Genomic DNA, 16,718 nt, shown 5'->3' with positions numbered 1-16,718 from the left:
GCAAGAGTTGACGCTTCAGGGAGGCAAATCTAGCCTCGTGCATCAACGATAAAACTTAGGGGGGGAAATGCCATGTGCCGGATTATTCGTGCTACCCTAGCGGCCGGATTGACTGCGTTTCTAATCAGCCCGTCTCTCGCCCAGCAGGCACCGCTCAAGATCGGCGTGCTCTCCGACTTCTCCTCAGTCTATTCCGACATCGGAGGCCAGGGGAATGTCGAGGCCACCAAAATGGCGATCGAAGATTTCGGCGGGCAGATGTTCGGCAAGCCGATCGACATGGTCAGCGCCGACGTGCTGAACAAGCCCGATGTCGCCTCCACCATCGCGCGAAAGTGGTGGGAGACCGAGGGCGTCGACATGATCATCGACCTGCCGACCTCGGCCACTGCGCTTGCAGTGATGGAGCTGTCGAAACAGTATGAGAAGATCATGATCGTGACGGATGCGGCAAGCTCCGACATTACCGGAAAGTCCTGCTCGCCCTACACCGCGCACTGGACCTACGACACCTACGCCAACGCGCACACGGTCGGCAGCGCCATCGTCAAGAACGGCGGCGATAGCTGGTTCTTCCTCACGGCGGACTACGTGTTCGGTCATTCAGTCGAGCGCGACACCTCCGACGTGGTGAAGGCGGCCGGCGGAAAGGTGCTCGGCAGCGTCAAGCATCCGCTCAACACCGCGGACTTCTCCTCATTCCTGCTGCAGGCCCAGGCCTCGAAGTCCAAGATCATCGGGCTGGCGAACGGCGGTGGCGACACCATCAATGCGATCAAGCAGGCCGGTGAGTTCGGCATCGTCGCCGGCGGCCAGAACCTGGCTGCGATCGTGATGTTCATCTCCGACGTGCACAGCTTAGGGCTGAAGCTCGCGCAGGGACTGATCATCACCGAGGCCTATTACTGGGACCTCAACGAGAAGACCCGCGCTTTCGGCAAGCGTTTCATGGAGCGCGTCAAGCGCATGCCGACGATGAACCAGGCGGCGACCTACAGCGCGACGCTGCACTACCTGAAGGCGGTGCAGGCCGTTGGCACAAGGGACACCAAGACCGTGATGGCCAAGATGCGCGAGCTGCCGGTGAAGGATGCCTTCACCGACAACGGCAGCTTACGCGAAGACGGCCGCATGGTGCACAGCATGTATCTGTTCCAGGTGAAGAAGCCCGAGGAGTCCAAGGGCCCGTGGGACTATTACAAGCTGCTCGCCGAAGTCCCTGCCGACCAGGCCTTCCGGCCCCTGAAGGACGGCGGCTGCCCTCTTGTGAAGTGAGCCAACAGGACGGACAAGGCATAGGTTCACTAGCGCTGTCGGTACAGGCTCAGAGCTTGTGCCCCTTCTGTCGCAGCGCCTCGATGAGGCGCTGCTTCAACTCGTCGGCCGTCTTCTGGCCGACGTCCTGGCCGATCTGCGCGCTTGCCTGCGCCAGCGCATCCGACTTCTCCAGAAGCTTCTTCCCGGCTGGCTGGACATAGAAAGCCTCGATCTGGCGCAGCTCATCGACGCTGAAGCTCTGCGCATAGAGAGCGGCGACCTGGTCGATCATCGAGGTGAGGGCCGGGGTGTAGATCTCGGAGCCGGGTGCCGTCACCGCGTCATAGTCGCGCTCGATCTCCGGCCTGTCCTGCGCGACCACGGGCCTCAGCTTGAGCAGGAGCTGCGGCAACAGCGCGCGATACTGATCCGCGATCTTCAAGGTGACGACGAGCTTGCGCGCCGCGCTCATCGCCTCCGGCGAGGGCGCTTGCGCCGATGCACCCGAGATCAGGAGCAGGAGGGCGCCGGCGATCGTCAACACAAGTCTGGACATAAACCTCTCCGTTGGATCTCTCCGCGAAAATGCAGGCCGGCGATACTCAACGACCCGCGGGCGCCACGGCAGACCCGTCCGCAGGCGCGCTTTCCAGGACGGTGTCGGCCTCCTCGATCTCCGTCACCTTCACGAACAGGTTCGGCACCCGTTCGGCCCGGTCGAGCAGCCAGGCGGCGGCGATCATGATGACGATGCCGACGACGGAGACCGCGAGCTGCTCCCAGACCCCCTTGGTGTATTGCGTCAGGATCCAGTGCGCCGAGAACGACAGGAAGACGCCGAGGCAGAAGATCGGCAGCGAATGCTGGCCGCAGAGGATCACGGGGCGCAGCCAGGCTCCGTGCAGGGTCCGCCATTTGCGCGAGATGAGGTGAGTCACCCAGATCGCCAGCGCCAGGAAATGCGTGAAGCGCAGCATGTCGAGGTCGGTCTTGTCGATCGGGTAGATCGCCTTGATCATCCATTTCGGGGTCAGGGCATCGAGCGCGGGGACGTGCCAGGTCATCACGATCAGCAGCGCGAAGGCGAGCCAGGCCGCGGCCAGCGCCATCGCCGCCTTCGACCACGCCCATCTCGCGATCTTGGCGATCTGGCCGATGCCGCACCAGGCTGCGAACACGAACATCAGCTGCCAGCAGAACGGGTTGAAGTACCAGTGCGTGCCGGGCGGATAGGAGGCGACGTTCCAGTCTAACCAGCGCGCCAGCACGTAGAGCACCACGGATGCGGCGAGCGTCAGGTTCGGCCGGCGAACCAGGCACCACACGATGAAAGGCGAGGCGAAAACGAGCGTGATGTAGAGCGGCAGCACGTCGAGATTGACCGGCTTGTACTTCAGGAGGATCGCCTGCCCGATCAGCTCGTCCGGATGCGACAGGAAATTGAACACGTTGAACTCGTGCTCGTACATCGGATTGTCGAAGCGGCGCGCGGTGCGGGCGATCTGCGCCGTGAACAGCAGGAACAGCATGATGTGGGCGACGTACATCTCGACCGCGCGCCGCCACAGCCGCTTCAGCGCGGCGAGAAACCAGCCGCCCGCGACGATCGGCCCGTAGATCCAGCCGACCAGATAACCGGAGATGAAGACGAAGAATTCGGCGGCGTCGCTGAAGCCGTAATTGCGCAAGGTCAGCCAAGCCACGACGTCGTGCGGAATGTGGTCGAGGAAGATCATCCACAGACCGATGCCGCGGAAGAGATCGAGCCGCAAATCCCGCTCGACCGGCGCGAGCAGCGCTGACTGGTCCCGTGTGATCATGGCCCCGCCTCGTTCGGTGGGCGTCGCGCCGTCGCGGCGCCGCAAAATCGGATGCTAAAAAATTGAAATCAAAAGTCGCCTGGCCGTGTGGCCAGGGCCGACGGTAGCCGACCTTGCTGCGCGTGCAAGGGCATAGTCATCGGAGCGGGGCCGCACAAGCGTGCCGTCCTCCGCACTGCACCATGGGGGCCTCTTCAAAAAACGCCAAAAACAACCCCATGCACAGTAGCTAACCCATTGCGGGCCCTGCTTAATTTATTTGACGCGTCGGGCAGATTTCGGCCCCGATAGCGGCCCGGCCGCCGCTGCCGTCAGCTGAGCTCGTCACCCGTCGCCTGCATCTCGTTGAGCATCGCCTCGGCTTTGTGCCGCAGCGGCAGCGCGCCGCTCTCGGTGGCGATCGCGATGGTCGCGCGCAGGGCGCTCAGGATCGCCGCCTTGGCCTCCGCATCCGACGGCGGCGTCACCACGGCCTCGCCGAACAGGGCCTCCGCCTCCAGCCCGGAGAACCCCTGTTGCCGCGCGGTGTTGCGCGCTTCGCGCAGCATGTTCTGCGCGGCCTGGACGTCGCCGAGACGGTGGGTGGCGAGCGCCAGGTAGATCGAGCTGCGCAGCACCGCCGAGGTATAGCCGACCGCCTTCGCCTCCTCACGCGCCTCCGTCAGCATGCCGCGCGCGCGGTCGAACAGCCCCTGCTCCAGATAGGCCATGCCGAGATGGCAGGCGAGCACCGGCACGAACAGTCGGATGCCGTGCTTCTGCGCCAGGACAAAACCGTCCTCGAGAATGGCCGCGGCCGCCGCCGGCTCGCCGCGGCCGAGCATCAGCCAGCCGCCGCTATAGGCAGCCGCGACGCGGTCATAGGGCCGGCCGGTCTCCTCCGCGATCGCTGCGGCTTGCTGCTGGAGCTGCTCGGCGGCATCGATCTGGCCCATCACCGTGTGAGTGACGCTGTTCATCATGCAGCAAAGCAGGAGCAAAGATCGTGGGGTCGTGCCGATCGGAGCACTCGCGGTCAGACCCGCAAGATGGACGCGGGCGGTGGCCAGCATCTTCTCGGCGCGATCGTAGCGGCCGGAAAGAAAATAGGCCTGCCCGAGACTGTATTGCGCGAGATTACGCCAAGCGGGATTTCCCGAGCTTTCCGCCAGATGCACCACATCTTCTCCGATCGCGACGGCTTCGACCGGCGTTCCATAGAAATTCTGGGCACCCGCTCTCATGGTCATGGCCGCGACCTTGCGTTCAATATCGCCAATCGCATCGGCTCGCCGTTCGGCCTCGCTCCCCAAATCCAGGGCTTCGGCGACACGCCCCGACCCGGCAAAGGCCAACCGCGCCTCCATCCGCAGGTCGATGGCGTCCGTTTCGCGCGCGTGCGTCACCGGGATCTTGTCGAGAGAACCCATCGCGATCTCGAAATAGTCGACCGCTTCGGCAAAGGCCGAGCGCACCAGACATTTTCGAGCCGCGCTCCTGCCATGCTGAAAAGCCTTCCGCCAATCCTTCGCTCGGGTCGCGTGATAGCAGAGCGTATCCGGACCGTCGGTCCACGCCTCGTCGGTCTCGAGAGCCGCCAGAATGCTGGCATGGATGCTTTCCCGCACCTTCTCGACCATCGAATCGTAGGTCACCTGCCTGACCATCTCGTGCCGGAACTCGAGCGAATCCTCCAACTCACTGTCGATCCTGACGAGCAGCTCGGCCCGGTCGAGCGCGGTGAGGCAATCCTGCAGGACGTCTTCCGGCACGGCCGCTACTCTTCGCAGTGTGGCCTGGTCGGCCCGGGGTCCAAGCGCCGCGGCGATCTGGAGAAGCGATCGTTCCTGTCGTGACACACGATCCAGCCGCGCCGCGATCACACCCTGAATGCTGCTGGGGATGCCGAGTTCGTCCACAGGACGCGCAAGGGAAAGGTCGCCCCACTGGCCAAGAAGCATGCCGCTGTCCTTCAGACTGCGGCAGACCTCCTCGATGAACAGCGGAACGTTGGCCGTATGAGAGATGATCCGATTCTTCAGGTCTTCGTTGGTCGTGGCGGGACCAAGCATGTCCGCGAGCATGGCCAGCCCCGAATTGTCATCGAGAGGCCGCATCGCCACGATTTCCGCGCGGCAGCTCGCGATCCACACCGGCATTCCATTGGGCCGCGTCGTCAGCAGCACAAGCAAATCAGGGCATTGCAGCCCCGAAAGGGTCGCGACGACCGCATCGCTGGCCCGATCCATCCAGTGCAGGTCCTCAATCAAAAGGATCGTACGCTGACGACGGGCGACGCTCTCGACGATCGCACAGCTTGCGTCTGAAATCGCACGACCGCGCGCGTGAGGCTCCAATTCATCCCATTGCGGATCGGAAACCGGCAAATCCAGGATCGCGTCGAGAGCCCGCTGTTGCACCACCGGCAATTCGTCTCTGGGATCATCCGTCTTGGTCTGATCTCTTGCTGACGTATCGAGGATCGAGAGCAACAGGCGCTTGAGCGCGCTGTACGGCGCACCCTGGAGATTCGGGCTGCACTCGACATCGATCAGCCGCCAGCCGCCAGCCCGGAGGTCCTGCGCGAATTCATGCGCAAGCCGAGACTTGCCAATGCCGGCGTCACCCATCAGCAGAACCGTCTGCCGGCCGGCAGCAACCCTATCCGCAGCGCGCCACAACAACGCCCGCTCCGTCGTGCGGTTGACGAATCTGGAAACGCTCCGCGCACGTCGGACCCGCCAGCTCGACAGATCACTCGCACCCATCACCCGGTAGACAGGCAGGGGCTCGCCGAAACCACGGAGCGCCTTGGGGCCAAGGAATTCAAAGCGGACGTGTCCGTCCGCCAGCTCCTGGCAGGCTTCGGAGACATAGATCTGGTTCGCCTCGGCTGCCGTCTCCAGCCGAGCCGCGAGGTGCTGGGCTGCGCCGCCGATCTCGTAGACCTTGGAAAATTCGCTCGCGACCATGTAAGCCACCACATGACCCGAGTGCAGGCCGACCCGGACTTGAAGTCCTGGATCGCCCAGACTGCCAACACGCCGGACCAGCTCGATGGCCGCGTGGCAGGCTAAGGGCGCGTGGTTGTCGTCGGCGATCGGGGCGCCGAAGACGGCGGCCAACCCGTCACCCAACTCCTTGCTGACGATGCCGCCGAACTGGCGCACCGCGCCTCTCATCGCCGCAAGAGCAGGCTCGAGGCGCGACACCGCCGCCTCCGGCTCCAGTTCGGCAACAAGACCTGTGGAATCGACGACGTCGGCACGCAGAATCGTCACAAAGCGTCGTTCGCTGTCGGGGTCGACGGGCTGGCGCACCGCCGCTCCGCATTTGGAGCACCAGCGGTCGCCCGGACCAATCGCCGACTGACAAGCGAAGCAATGCATTCCAGCGCCTTCAACCACTGCCTCGGCAGCCTCACCCCAACCCCCGCGAGGCGTTCGACCCAACAATACCTATAGGAAGGTGCATGGCAATTGGGCTTGCGACATAGGCGACGTTACGGGATGGAGGCTCTCTGGACGAAATACATTCCTGAGTGGTAGCGTTGAGTGCGCACAACAAACAGCGTGATCGGCCGTAGCGTGACGCGTATTTTCGGCCACCGCACCAGAGATTTTGACCAACAGACATATGAAGGAAAGAGGCGATGGCCGGACTGGTATATAGCGGCAAGGCATTTCGAGACTTGATGAATAGCAATTACTATCCTTTGGCGAACATGAAGAAGAGCGTCGCGAAGCTCAAGGAGTCCGAGGACATCGACCTGCCGACCTTGGAATACGGCCAGTACCATTTGATTCTGAACCCGGCATCGAACTGGCCGCAGGGCAGCGCCAAGTACTGGCACAAGGAAAAGGGCCGAGCCCGCGTCGACCTCAGCACCCAGCCGAACACAGTCCCCCTGTCCAGGGATGAGCCGGGCGTCATTCCGCTGACGCGATGCGATCTGCTCGATGCCTGCGTCCGGAAATGCTTCAACTCCGAACCGCCGATCCCGATGAAGACGAAGATCATCACCCACGAAGCCAGCGACGCTTTCGCGCACCGGCACGAGATCCGGCTGGAGTGGGAGTACAAGAAGGGTTCGGACAAGCCGACGCTGCTCAATCTGACGATGGTCTGCCCGCACAGATCCTGACGCATTCTGTAGTACGCAAGAACGCAATACGTCCGTGCTAGCGCGGACGTATTTGTTGGCTTCGATCGCCGCTCGCCCCAACGGGCAGCGCTCGCCAAGACCGCGCTGTCGAAGGAAGCAGTACGGCCAAGCCGCTGGTCCTAGCTACCGCCTCCGAAAAACCGGTTCAGCTCGTACGCAGTCTGCTGCGGAAGCTCCTCCGGAAAGAAGTGTCCGCCATCAAGCGGCTTTCCGTCCACGTTATCGGCCCAGGTCCGCCAGAGCCCCAAGGGCCCGCCCTCGCTCGCATACCACGCGTTGAGGGGGCCGCGACCGCTCCAGAGCACGCGCACAGGGCAGTCAATTCGGCGGCCGGAACGACGGTCCGCCACATCGTGCGCGTGATCGAGTGTCGCGGCCGCACGATATTCCTCGCAGATCGCGTGAACATGCGCCTCATCGCTCAACGCGTCGATATAGGCTGCTCGCACCGCCGGACTGAAGCTGCCGGCCGAAGACCCCCAGCCATGCAGCGCATTGTCGATGATGGCGTCGGGGGCTGCCGACAATAATCGCTCGGGAAGAGGTTCAGGCTGCGCAAGCAACGACCACGGCCAATAGCCGACCGCCAGGTTCTTGTCGGCGCGCTCCCAGGCGTCGGCGATCGGAACGACGTCCAGGACGGCAAGCCGCTGCACACGCTCGCGGTGATCAAGCGCGAGCCGATAGGCGACACGGCCGCCACGATCATGGCCCGCGACCGAGAAACGGTCGAAGCCGAGTTTCGTCATGACGGACACCATGTCGTTTGCCATTGCTCGTTTTGCATAGGGCGCATGGTCCGGACTGGAGGGAGGACAATCGCTCCGGCCATATCCGCGAAGATCGGCGCAGACCACGGTGAAGTCTTGCGCGAGCAATGGCGCAACGTCTCGCCACATCAGATGCGTCTGCGGAAATCCGTGCAACAGGAGAACGGCCGGCCCCGAACCGGCGCGACGGATGAAGATCCGTGCTTCGTCCGCCCGAATATCGGCGGCCTCGAAATCCTCGAACTGCATTGGCCCTCTCCTTCCGAACGACGGCAAGCCAACAAGTGAGCACCGGACGGGGCGGTGGTCTGTGTTGACGCCCGGCGCCATCCTGGGTTCCTTCCCGGACGGCATGCTCTGGCCCGATCGCGCTTACGCTTGGCAGCTCCACCGACGGCGACGGGACGCGCTTCGGCATGGTCCGAACGAACCCAAGCTCAGCCAAAGCAGGACATGCATGATCGAGGACGCCCCAAAACAAAAAATGGCGCGCGCAAGGCGTGCCATTTCCTTCTGTAAACCAACAAATTCAGCGAAGGCCGCCGGCGACGTGAAGCGTCTCGCCCGTGACGTAGGATGCGTCGTCCGAAGCGAAGAAGGCCACCGCGGCAGCGATCTCCTCGACCTTGCCGACTCGGCCAAGCGGAGTGGTGGATTCGATCCAGTTTCGCATGTCGCCCTCGTGCAGGCCGGCGGACACGACCCCCTCGGTGACGATCATGCCGGGATTGACGGCGTTGACGCGGATCTTGCGCGGCGCCAGTTCCTTGGCCAGCACGGCGGAGATCGCATCCACCGATGCTTTGGTGGCGGAGTAGACGGCGCCGTTCGGCGGCGCGAGGGTCGACGCCGCGGAGCTGATGTTGATGATGCTTCCGCCATTGGCGTTGAAGTGCCGCGCCGCCTCTCCTGAGACCAGGAGGAGGCCCAGCACATTGAGATCGAACTGCTTGTGGAAATGCTCCGGCGTGATGGCCTCGAGCGGCGCGAACTCGTAAACGCCCGCGTTGTTGACGAGGATGTCGATCGCACCGAGCGCCTTCACGGTATCCGCGACTACGCTTTTCACGTCCTTGGCATCGGCCAGATTGCCGTGGACCGCGACGGCTTTGCCACCCTTGGCGACAATGGCGGCGACGACGCGGTCGGCGGCCTGCTCGCTGGAGCTGTAGTTGACGGCGACCGCCGCGCCCTCGGCCGCGAGCCGCGCAGCGATTTCGGCACCGATGCCTTTGGATGCGCCGGTCACGAGCGCAACTTTTCCTTCGAGTCTCTTGGTCATCACATTCTCCATCATCCGGCGCGACGCCGATATTCAATAGTTCAATACTAGTGAACTATTGAATGAGTTCAAGGGAGGTGCTATATTTTGTGCATGGTGCAGTTCGTTCACCCATCGCGGAGCGAGATTTCACTGGCTGGGGTGCTGGGAGCGCTCGCGGACCCTATGCGGCTGCGGATCGTCAAAAGCCTGGCCGCACAGAGTGATTGCATGTCGTGCACCGAGGCGGCGCCCTGCCCTGACATGGCGAAGTCGACCCTGTCGAACCATTTTCGCATCCTGCGCGAGGCCGGCCTGATCCGGACCTCAAAGCAAGGCGTCCAGCACCGCAATGTCCTGCGCGAGGAGGACATCAATGCGCGGTTTCCGAAGCTGCTGAAAATGATCCTTAGCTATCCGGAGTGAGCCGTTCCCCCACTCTTGCGCAAGGTGCGACCGACGTTTCCACCGGAGCGCGGCCAAAACAAAAATGGCCCGCGTGAAGCGGGCCATTTTCGGATCGGGACCGGTAAGGTCCGAACTTGGTTGCGGGGATAGGATTTGAACCTATGACCTTCAGGTTATGAGCCTGACGAGCTACCGGGCTGCTCCACCCCGCGTTAACCGTTGCTTTGCCTTCGTGAAAGCGCCGGGGACGGTGAATGAAGGGCCGGCGCTGTTCGCGTGGCTTGCTTCGTCCGTCCCGAAGGCTTCCTTGGAAGGCAACCCCGGGCAAAGCCCGTTGGGTGCGGGCGGTATGTACCAACCCGGGGTGCCTTTGGAAAGGGCTGCGAGAACGTTTTTTTCGACTTTATGACAGCGCGGTGGACGAATTTGCGGCCTATTTGGCCGGCCCTTGCCAGAAGTTCCACAAGGGGCCAGCTTGCGGCAACAAAACCAGGCGGAAACGCCACTTAATGGGGGAGAACGCCATGGACCACGCCTTGGATCGCCCCTCAGATCGCCCCCCGCCGAGCGCCCCGCTTCGGGGCCTCGAAGACGCCTTCCATGCCATGGTCGAGCGGTCGCGGGCCGAGCCGGCGCCTGGCCTCGCCGAGCGGCTCGACCGGCTGGCGCGGTTGCGCACTGTCGTCGCCGACAACGAGGAGCGCTTCCGGCAGGCGATCTCGGCCGATTTCGGTCACCGCTGCGCGGTCGAGACCAATATCGCCGAGACCATGATGGTGTTCTCCGAGATCCGTCATGCCACCAAGCACCTCAAGAGCTGGATGGCGCCGCAGCGCGTTTCGACGGCGCTGCAATTCCTGCCCGCGCGCAACCGGCTGATGCCGCAGCCGCTCGGCGTCGTCGGCGTCATCGCGCCCTGGAATTATCCGCTGCAGCTGACGCTCGCGCCCGCCATCGGCGCGCTCGCCGCCGGCAACCGCGTCATCATCAAGCCGAGCGAGCTCGTGCCGCATTTCTCAGCGCTGCTGAAGGAGACGGTCGCCGCGCGATTCGACGCTGCGGAATTGCTCGTCACCGGCGTCGAAGACGAGGTCGCAAAGGCCTTCGCGCATCTGCCGTTCGATCATCTCGTGTTCACCGGCTCGACCCGGGTGGGGCGGCTGGTGGCGGAGGCCGCGGGGCGTAACCTGACGCCCGTCACGCTCGAGCTCGGCGGCAAGTCGCCTGTTATCATCGACGCCTCGGCCGACCTCGAAGAGGCCGCCGAGCGCATCGCCTACGGCAAGCTGCTCAATGCCGGGCAGACCTGCATCGCGCCGGACTATGTGCTGGTGCCCGAGCGCGCGTTGCAGGCCTTCGCCGAAAAAGTGCGCGCGCAGATGCGACGCATGTTCGGCACCGATCCCGCCAACAAGGATTACACCTCCGTGATCTCCGACCGGCATTATGCGCGGCTGGAAAATCTCGTCGCGGATGCGGCAAGCCGCGGCGCAAAGATCCTGCAGCCGGCGGAACCGGACGATCCCAACTGGAAGGCACACCGCAAATTCCCGCCGACGCTGATCGTGGGCGCGACCGCAGACATGGCGGTCATGCAGGAGGAGATTTTCGGCCCCGTGCTTCCCGTGCTCGGCTATCGCGAACCCGCCGACGCCATCGCCTTCGTCAACGCCCGCGACCGGCCGCTGGCGCTGTACTGGTTCGGCAAGGACCGCATTGCGCGCGACGAGGTGCTGGCGCGCACCGTCTCCGGCGGCGTCACCGTCAACGACTGCCTGTTCCATTTCGCGCAAATCAACCAGCCGATGGGCGGTGTCGGCGCGTCCGGCACCGGCGTCTATCATGGCGAATGGGGTTTTCGCACGTTCGGCAAGCTGAAGCCGGTGTTCTATCGCTCGAAATTCAACCGCCTCGCCGACCTCTATCCGCCCTATGGCGGCAAGATCGCGCGGCTGGAGAAGATGATGCGGTTCATGTCGTAGGTTTCAGCACCTGTCATTGCGAGCGCAGCGAAGCAATCCAGAATCCCTCCGCGGCAAAAGTCCGGATTACTTCGCTGCGCTCGCAATGACAGAAAGAATGAATGCAGAGGGAAACATCAGTGACTGACACATTCGATTTCGTCGTCGTGGGCGCGGGCTCCGGCGGCTGCGCGGTGGCGGGGCGGCTGTCGGAGGATGCGGGGACATCCGTGGCGCTGCTCGATGCCGGCGGTCGGAACGACAATTGGCGGATCACCACGCCGTTCGGACTGGCTTTGCCATACAAGGCGGCGAACTGGGGTTTCGATACCGTGCCGCAGAAGGGATTGAACGGCCGGATCGGCTATCAACCGCGCGGCAAGGGACTCGGCGGATCCTCGGCGATCAACGCCATGGTCTATATCCGCGGCAACAAATGGGACTACGACCACTGGGCCTCGCTCGGCAATGCCGGCTGGTCATATGCGGACGTGCTGCCCTATTTCAAGCGCTCGGAGAACAACGCCGATTTCGACGGCGCCTATCATGGCAAGGGCGGCCCGCTGCATGTCAACAGACTGCGCGCGGACAATCCGATCCACGACATCTTCCATCAGGCCGCCCGCGAGGCGCAATTCCGCATCCGCGAGGACTTCAATGAAGAGGATCACGAAGGGCTCGGCAGCTACCAGGTGACCCAGCACAATGGTGAGCGCTGGAGCGCGGCGCGCGCCTATCTGCATCCCCACATGGACAAGCGCGCCAATCTGCGTGTCGCGACGCAGGCGCATGCCACGCGCATCCTGTTCGAAAGTGGGCGCGCGGTCGGCATCGAATATGTCCAGGGCAAGCAGACAAAGAAGCTACGCGCCCGTCGCGAGGTGATCCTCGCCTCCGGCGCCTTCCAGTCACCGCAATTGCTGATGCTGTCGGGCATAGGCGACGGCAAGGCGCTTGCCGCCCACGGGATCGACGTCGTGCATCATTTGCCGGGCGTAGGACGCAATCTGCAGGATCATCCGGATTTCGTGTTCGTCTACGCCTCCGACTATCCACACTTCGTCCATTCGTCGCTCGGCCGGCTACCATCCCTGCTCCGCGCCATCCAACGATACCGCCGGGAGCGGCGCGGCCTGATGACCACCAATTTCGCCGAGTGTGGCGGCTTCCTGAAGACCCGGGCCGACCTCGATGTGCCCGATATCCAGCTGCACTTCATCATCGCGACGCTCGACGACCACGGCCGCAAGAAGCACAAGGAGGCGGGCTTCTCGTGCCATGTCTGCCTGTTGCGGCCGAAGAGCCGTGGCAGCGTCTGGCTGAAAAGCGCCGATCCGCTGGCAGCGCCGCTGATCGATCCGAATTTCTTGGGCGAGGCGGAGGATCTCGAGACGATGGTCGCGGGCTTCAAGACGACGCGAAGGCTGATGGAGACGCCCGCGATGCGCGCGTTGCAGAAGAAGGACATGTTCACGTCCGATGTGAGAACGGACGACGATATCCGCGCCATCCTGCGCGCGCGTGTCGACACCGTCTATCACCCCGTCGGCACCTGCAAGATGGGCACCGACGCGATGGCCGTGGTCGATCCGGCGCTGAAGGTGCACGGCGTGGAAGGTCTGCGCGTCGTCGACGCCTCGATCATGCCGACACTGATCGGCGGCAACACCAATGCGCCGGCGATCATGATCGGCGAGAAGGCGGCGGATATGATCAGGGGCGAGATGCGGTGACTCTACCTCGTCGTCCCGGCCTAGTGCGCAATTGCGCATGGGGGGCTGGGACGATAGCAGCTTCTCAATTCAGCAAGAACCCGCCGTCCACCGTCACCACACTGCCCGTCATGTACCGCGAGGCCTTCGAGGCCAGCAGCAGGATCGCGCCGTCGAGATCGGACTCGGCGCCGATGCGGCGCTGGGGAATGCGCTCGGTCAGGCGCTCGCCCGGCGGCGTCGCCCAGAACGCGTGGTTCATCTCGGTGTCGATGTAGCCGGGTGCCAGCGCGTTGACGCGGATGTTCTGCCCCGCAAGCTCCAGCGCCATCGCTTTGGTCGCCTGGATGATGCCGGCCTTGGAGATCGCGTAAGGCGACACCGCCTTCAGCACGCCGGTGCCGAGCACGGAGGCGATGTTGACGATGTTGCCTGCCTGCTTGCGCGCGATCATGCGGCGCGCGATCTCGGTCGCGAGGAAATAGGCGCCCTTGAGATTGGCGCCCATCACCGCGTCCCAATCGGCCTCGGTCTGCTCGGTCGCGAGCTTTTCGATCGCGATGCCAGCATTGTTGATCAGCACCGTGACCGGGCCGAGCGCGGCTTCCGTGGCATCGACGGCCCTGGCGATCGATGCGATGTCGGTGACGTCGAGCGCGACGGCGGCGGCGCGGCCGCCCTTGCCGCGGATCTCGTCTTCCAGGCTCTTCAGCTTGTCGGTCTGCCGCGCCGCGAGCGCGACGGCCGCGCCATGTGCCGCCAACACCCGGGCAAATTGCCGCCCCAAGCCCTGGCTCGCACCTGTGACGAGGATGGTTTCTCGACTGACGTCGAATAGGTCTGACATTGGGCGCGTCCCTGAGCTTTGGGGTCATCGGTTTTGGCCATCAATACAGACGATTTTAACGATCTGAAACCGGAATGATCGGTTCTGCGTTCACTCGTTCCATGGCAGGCTCCCGCGCATGAACAGTTTCGATCTCGCCGTCTATGCGGCGCTCGCCATCGCGATCGGCTTCGGTTTCAGGACCGGCCTGCTCGGCAGCGCCATGACGATCCTGGCCTATCTCCTCGCCGCCCCCATCGCGGTTGCGCTGATGCCGCTGATCGTCCCGCAGGTCGCGGGCAATCCGAATGCGCCGCTGCTGCAGAACTGGATCTGGTTCTTCGGCATCTTCGTGGTGGTCGGCATGCTGTTTGGACATCTCGGCCGGCTGGCGCTGAGCGACACGATACGCGACGCCGGCATCGGCGACCGCCTCGGCGGCGCCGCGCTCGGCGCCATCAGGGTCGGCCTCGTCGCCACCACCTTGGTGCTGGTGTTCGACCAGATCGTGCCGGCCAACCGGCAGCCGCCGTTCCTCGCCGGTTCGCATCTGCGGCCGCTGTTCTCGACGGTCGGCCAGATGGGCTTCAAGTCGCTGCCGCCGGAGGCGGCCTCCGCGATCGACCGTCTCAAGCAGGAGCGGCGCATCTGATGAGGCGCATTTGCATCGCCGCGCAAGCGTGCATGCATTTTGATGCGAGCCAATCCCTTATCAGCGGCGCCAAGGTTGGCTAGAATAGCGGCTCTAAAAACCTGCCTGACATTACGGGAGTGAAACAGTGGATCTTGGGATCAAAGGCCGCCGCGCCATCGTCTGCGCATCCAGCAAAGGCCTCGGACGCGCCTGCGCCATCTCGCTGGCCGAGGCCGGCGTTCACGTCACGCTGACCGCGCGCGGCGCCGAGGCCCTGAAGAAGACGGCCGACGACATCCGCAAGGCCTATCCTGGTGTGACCGTCACCGAGATCGTCGGCGACATCACGACGCCGGCGGGCCGCGAGGCGGTGCTGAAGGCCTGCCCCGAGCCGGATATCCTGATCAACAATGCCGGCGGACCTCCGCCCGGCGATTTCCGCAACTGGACCCGCGACGACTGGATCAAGGCAATCGATGCCAACATGCTGACCCCGATCGAGCTGATCAAGTCGACGGTGGACGGCATGATGGCCCGCAAGTTCGGCCGCATCGTCAACATCACCTCGGCGGCGGTGAAGGCGCCGATCGACATCCTCGGTCTCTCCAACGGCGCGCGCGCCGGCCTCACCGGCTTCATCGCCGGCCTCTCGCGCAAGACCGTGATCAACAACGTCACCATCAACGGCCTGCTGCCGGGCCCGTTTGAGACCGATCGCCTGCGCAGCACCGCGAAGGGGGAATCCGAGAAGCGCGGCATCACGCCGGACCAGGTTCTGGCCGAGCGCGCCAAGCTCAATCCCGCGGGCCGCTTCGGCGATCCCGAGGAGTTCGGCTACGCCTGCGCATTCCTGTGCGGCGCCAAGGCCGGCTTCATCACCGGGCAGAACCTTCTGCTCGATGGCGGTGCCTTCCCGGGAACGCTGTGAGGGCGGTCTGGTACGAGGAGACAGGACCGGCGGCGGACGTCCTCACCTATGGTGAGATGGCCACGCCGGTCGCAGGTCCAGGCGAAGTTCGTATTCGCCTGGAAGCCTCCGGCGTCAATCCGGCCGATGTCGGCCGGCGCGGGGGCGGCTATCGCGCCAAGGAATTTTCGCGCGTCATTCCGAACAGCGATGGCGCGGGCTTTATCGACCAGATCGGCGATGGCGCGACGCGGTTCAAGATCGGCGACAGGGTCTGGCTGTTCAACGGCCAGCGTAACGGCCGCGCCTTTGGCACCGCGGCCGAATATATCGCGCTTGCCGAGCATCTGGTGACGCCGTTGCCGGACAATCTCTCTTTTGCGGAAGGCGCGACGCTGGGCATTCCCGCAATGACGGCGTGGTGCTCCCTGTTTGCGGACGGGCCGATCGTCGGCAAGTCGGTGCTGGTCACCGGCGGCGCGGGTGCAGTCGGGCATTACGCCGTGCAACTCGCGAAATGGGGCGGCGCGCAGGTGATCGCGACCGTCAGCTCGGCGATAAAAGGCGAGCAGGCGCGACAAGCCGGTGCCGATCTCGTGGTCAATTACAGGGACGAAGATGTCGTTGCCAAGGCCATGGCCTTCACCGGCGGACGCGGGGTCGACCAATTGGTCGATGTCGATTTCGGCGGCAACATCGCGACGACCCTGAAGTTGATGGCCATGAATTCGACAATCGCGGTCTACGCCACGAACGGCAACCGCACGCCGACCGTGCCGATGCGCGAGCTGATGGAGAAGTGCATCACGCTCCGCTCGCTCGTCTTGTTCGCCCTGCCGCCGGCGCTGCTTGCGGCGGCGCAGGCCGACATCTCGAAATGGCTGGCAGCGGGGCCGCGAATCCACAATGTCGCGGCGCAGTTTGCGCTGTCGGAGACGGCGCAGGCCCATGTCGCCGTCGAGAAAGGCGACAAGCTCGGCACCGTGGTGGTCGACTGCGCGCGCTGATATCGGCCGGA

General features: G+C 64.0%; 14 protein-coding genes and 1 tRNA gene. 8 read left to right on the top strand and 7 right to left on the bottom strand.

The window, feature by feature from the left end; all coding sequences use genetic code 11:
• Positions 1–72: 72 nt before the first annotated feature.
• On the top strand, positions 73–1,275 hold the full coding sequence (locus ACIPUD_RS22955) for an ABC transporter substrate-binding protein (RefSeq protein WP_446481599.1): 1,203 nt from the start codon (positions 73–75) through the stop codon (positions 1,273–1,275).
• A 49-nt stretch (positions 1,276–1,324) separates the two neighbouring features.
• Here ACIPUD_RS22955 and ACIPUD_RS22950 read toward each other — a convergent pair whose 3' ends face one another.
• The 3 genes from ACIPUD_RS22950 to ACIPUD_RS22940 form a co-directional block, all read right to left on the bottom strand.
• Complete coding sequence (locus ACIPUD_RS22950) at positions 1,325–1,813, bottom strand: DUF2059 domain-containing protein (protein WP_446481598.1); 489 nt, start codon at positions 1,811–1,813, stop codon at positions 1,325–1,327.
• 46 nt (positions 1,814–1,859) lie between these two features.
• A complete protein-coding gene (locus ACIPUD_RS22945; RefSeq protein ID WP_446481597.1) occupies positions 1,860–3,077 on the bottom strand; it encodes an OpgC domain-containing protein in 1,218 nt (405 codons plus the stop codon).
• 311 nt (positions 3,078–3,388) lie between these two features.
• Positions 3,389–6,445, bottom strand: a complete 3,057-nt coding sequence (locus ACIPUD_RS22940) for an ATP-binding protein (RefSeq protein ID WP_446481596.1) — start codon at positions 6,443–6,445, stop codon at positions 3,389–3,391.
• 263 nt (positions 6,446–6,708) lie between these two features.
• Between ACIPUD_RS22940 and ACIPUD_RS22935 the strand changes: the two genes are divergently transcribed.
• Complete coding sequence (locus tag ACIPUD_RS22935; RefSeq protein WP_377828384.1) at positions 6,709–7,200, top strand: hypothetical protein; 492 nt, start codon at positions 6,709–6,711, stop codon at positions 7,198–7,200.
• Positions 7,201–7,340: 140 nt separating this feature from the next.
• Here the strand turns inward: ACIPUD_RS22935 and ACIPUD_RS22930 are convergent, their stop codons facing one another.
• Together ACIPUD_RS22930 and ACIPUD_RS22925 are read right to left on the bottom strand one after the other, a co-directional pair.
• A complete protein-coding gene (locus tag ACIPUD_RS22930; protein WP_446481667.1) occupies positions 7,341–8,240 on the bottom strand; it encodes an alpha/beta fold hydrolase in 900 nt (299 codons plus the stop codon).
• 280 nt (positions 8,241–8,520) lie between these two features.
• Positions 8,521–9,273, bottom strand: a complete 753-nt coding sequence (locus ACIPUD_RS22925) for an SDR family NAD(P)-dependent oxidoreductase (protein ID WP_377828385.1) — start codon at positions 9,271–9,273, stop codon at positions 8,521–8,523.
• Positions 9,274–9,366: 93 nt separating this feature from the next.
• Here ACIPUD_RS22925 and ACIPUD_RS22920 point away from each other — a divergent pair, with 93 nt between their 5' ends.
• The gene (locus ACIPUD_RS22920) at positions 9,367–9,678 is read left to right on the top strand and encodes an ArsR/SmtB family transcription factor (protein WP_026233807.1); all 312 of its coding nucleotides are present in this window, start codon (positions 9,367–9,369) and stop codon (positions 9,676–9,678) included.
• Positions 9,679–9,795: 117 nt separating this feature from the next.
• Here ACIPUD_RS22920 and ACIPUD_RS22915 read toward each other — a convergent pair.
• Positions 9,796–9,872, bottom strand: a tRNA-Met gene (locus ACIPUD_RS22915).
• Positions 9,873–10,184: 312 nt separating this feature from the next.
• Between ACIPUD_RS22915 and ACIPUD_RS22910 the strand changes: the two genes are divergently transcribed.
• Positions 10,185–11,642, top strand: a complete 1,458-nt coding sequence (locus ACIPUD_RS22910; RefSeq protein WP_446481595.1) for a coniferyl aldehyde dehydrogenase — start codon at positions 10,185–10,187, stop codon at positions 11,640–11,642.
• A gap of 119 nt (positions 11,643–11,761) precedes the next feature.
• On the top strand, positions 11,762–13,354 hold the full coding sequence (locus tag ACIPUD_RS22905) for a GMC family oxidoreductase (protein WP_446481594.1): 1,593 nt from the start codon (positions 11,762–11,764) through the stop codon (positions 13,352–13,354).
• 64 nt (positions 13,355–13,418) lie between these two features.
• On the opposite strand, the gene ACIPUD_RS22900 is transcribed toward ACIPUD_RS22905, so the two are convergent.
• The gene (locus ACIPUD_RS22900) at positions 13,419–14,180 is read right to left on the bottom strand and encodes an SDR family oxidoreductase (protein WP_085361656.1); all 762 of its coding nucleotides are present in this window, start codon (positions 14,178–14,180) and stop codon (positions 13,419–13,421) included.
• A gap of 118 nt (positions 14,181–14,298) precedes the next feature.
• Between ACIPUD_RS22900 and ACIPUD_RS22895 the strand changes: the two genes are divergently transcribed.
• The 3 genes from ACIPUD_RS22895 (at position 14,299) to ACIPUD_RS22885 (ending at position 16,707) form a co-directional block, all read left to right on the top strand.
• A complete protein-coding gene (locus ACIPUD_RS22895; protein WP_018457563.1) occupies positions 14,299–14,811 on the top strand; it encodes a CvpA family protein in 513 nt (170 codons plus the stop codon).
• Positions 14,812–14,938: 127 nt separating this feature from the next.
• Positions 14,939–15,721: an SDR family oxidoreductase gene (locus ACIPUD_RS22890; protein WP_085361657.1), complete on the top strand. Its 783-nt coding sequence runs from the start codon at positions 14,939–14,941 to the stop codon at positions 15,719–15,721.
• Positions 15,718–16,707 carry an NADPH:quinone reductase gene (locus tag ACIPUD_RS22885; RefSeq protein WP_446481593.1) on the top strand — a complete coding sequence of 330 codons (990 nt, stop codon included), beginning with the start codon at positions 15,718–15,720 and terminating at the stop codon, positions 16,705–16,707. Before ACIPUD_RS22890 ends, ACIPUD_RS22885 begins: the two co-directional genes overlap by 4 nt.
• Positions 16,708–16,718: the final 11 nt, after the last annotated feature.

This window comes from Bradyrhizobium sp. CAR08 (assembly GCF_052871955.1).
The sequence above is the reverse complement of the archived record's forward strand: the minus strand, read 5'-3'. Positions and strand labels throughout refer to the sequence as shown.

What these genes read in the sequence shown, in the direction of transcription:
- ACIPUD_RS22895 (WP_018457563.1), top strand. Translation starts at nt 14,299, where the DNA reads ATGAACAGTTTCGATCTCGCCGTCTATGCGGCGCTCGCCATCGCGATC.
- ACIPUD_RS22930 (WP_446481667.1), bottom strand. Translation starts at nt 8,240, where the DNA reads ATGCAGTTCGAGGATTTCGAGGCCGCCGATATTCGGGCGGACGAAGCA.
- ACIPUD_RS22940 (WP_446481596.1), bottom strand. Translation starts at nt 6,445, where the DNA reads ATGCATTGCTTCGCTTGTCAGTCGGCGATTGGTCCGGGCGACCGCTGG.
- ACIPUD_RS22920 (WP_026233807.1), top strand. Translation starts at nt 9,367, where the DNA reads ATGGTGCAGTTCGTTCACCCATCGCGGAGCGAGATTTCACTGGCTGGG.
- ACIPUD_RS22950 (WP_446481598.1), bottom strand. Translation starts at nt 1,813, where the DNA reads ATGTCCAGACTTGTGTTGACGATCGCCGGCGCCCTCCTGCTCCTGATC.
- ACIPUD_RS22925 (WP_377828385.1), bottom strand. Translation starts at nt 9,273, where the DNA reads ATGACCAAGAGACTCGAAGGAAAAGTTGCGCTCGTGACCGGCGCATCC.
- ACIPUD_RS22945 (WP_446481597.1), bottom strand. Translation starts at nt 3,077, where the DNA reads ATGATCACACGGGACCAGTCAGCGCTGCTCGCGCCGGTCGAGCGGGAT.
- ACIPUD_RS22910 (WP_446481595.1), top strand. Translation starts at nt 10,185, where the DNA reads ATGGACCACGCCTTGGATCGCCCCTCAGATCGCCCCCCGCCGAGCGCC.
- ACIPUD_RS22900 (WP_085361656.1), bottom strand. Translation starts at nt 14,180, where the DNA reads ATGTCAGACCTATTCGACGTCAGTCGAGAAACCATCCTCGTCACAGGT.
- ACIPUD_RS22935 (WP_377828384.1), top strand. Translation starts at nt 6,709, where the DNA reads ATGGCCGGACTGGTATATAGCGGCAAGGCATTTCGAGACTTGATGAAT.
- ACIPUD_RS22955 (WP_446481599.1), top strand. Translation starts at nt 73, where the DNA reads ATGTGCCGGATTATTCGTGCTACCCTAGCGGCCGGATTGACTGCGTTT.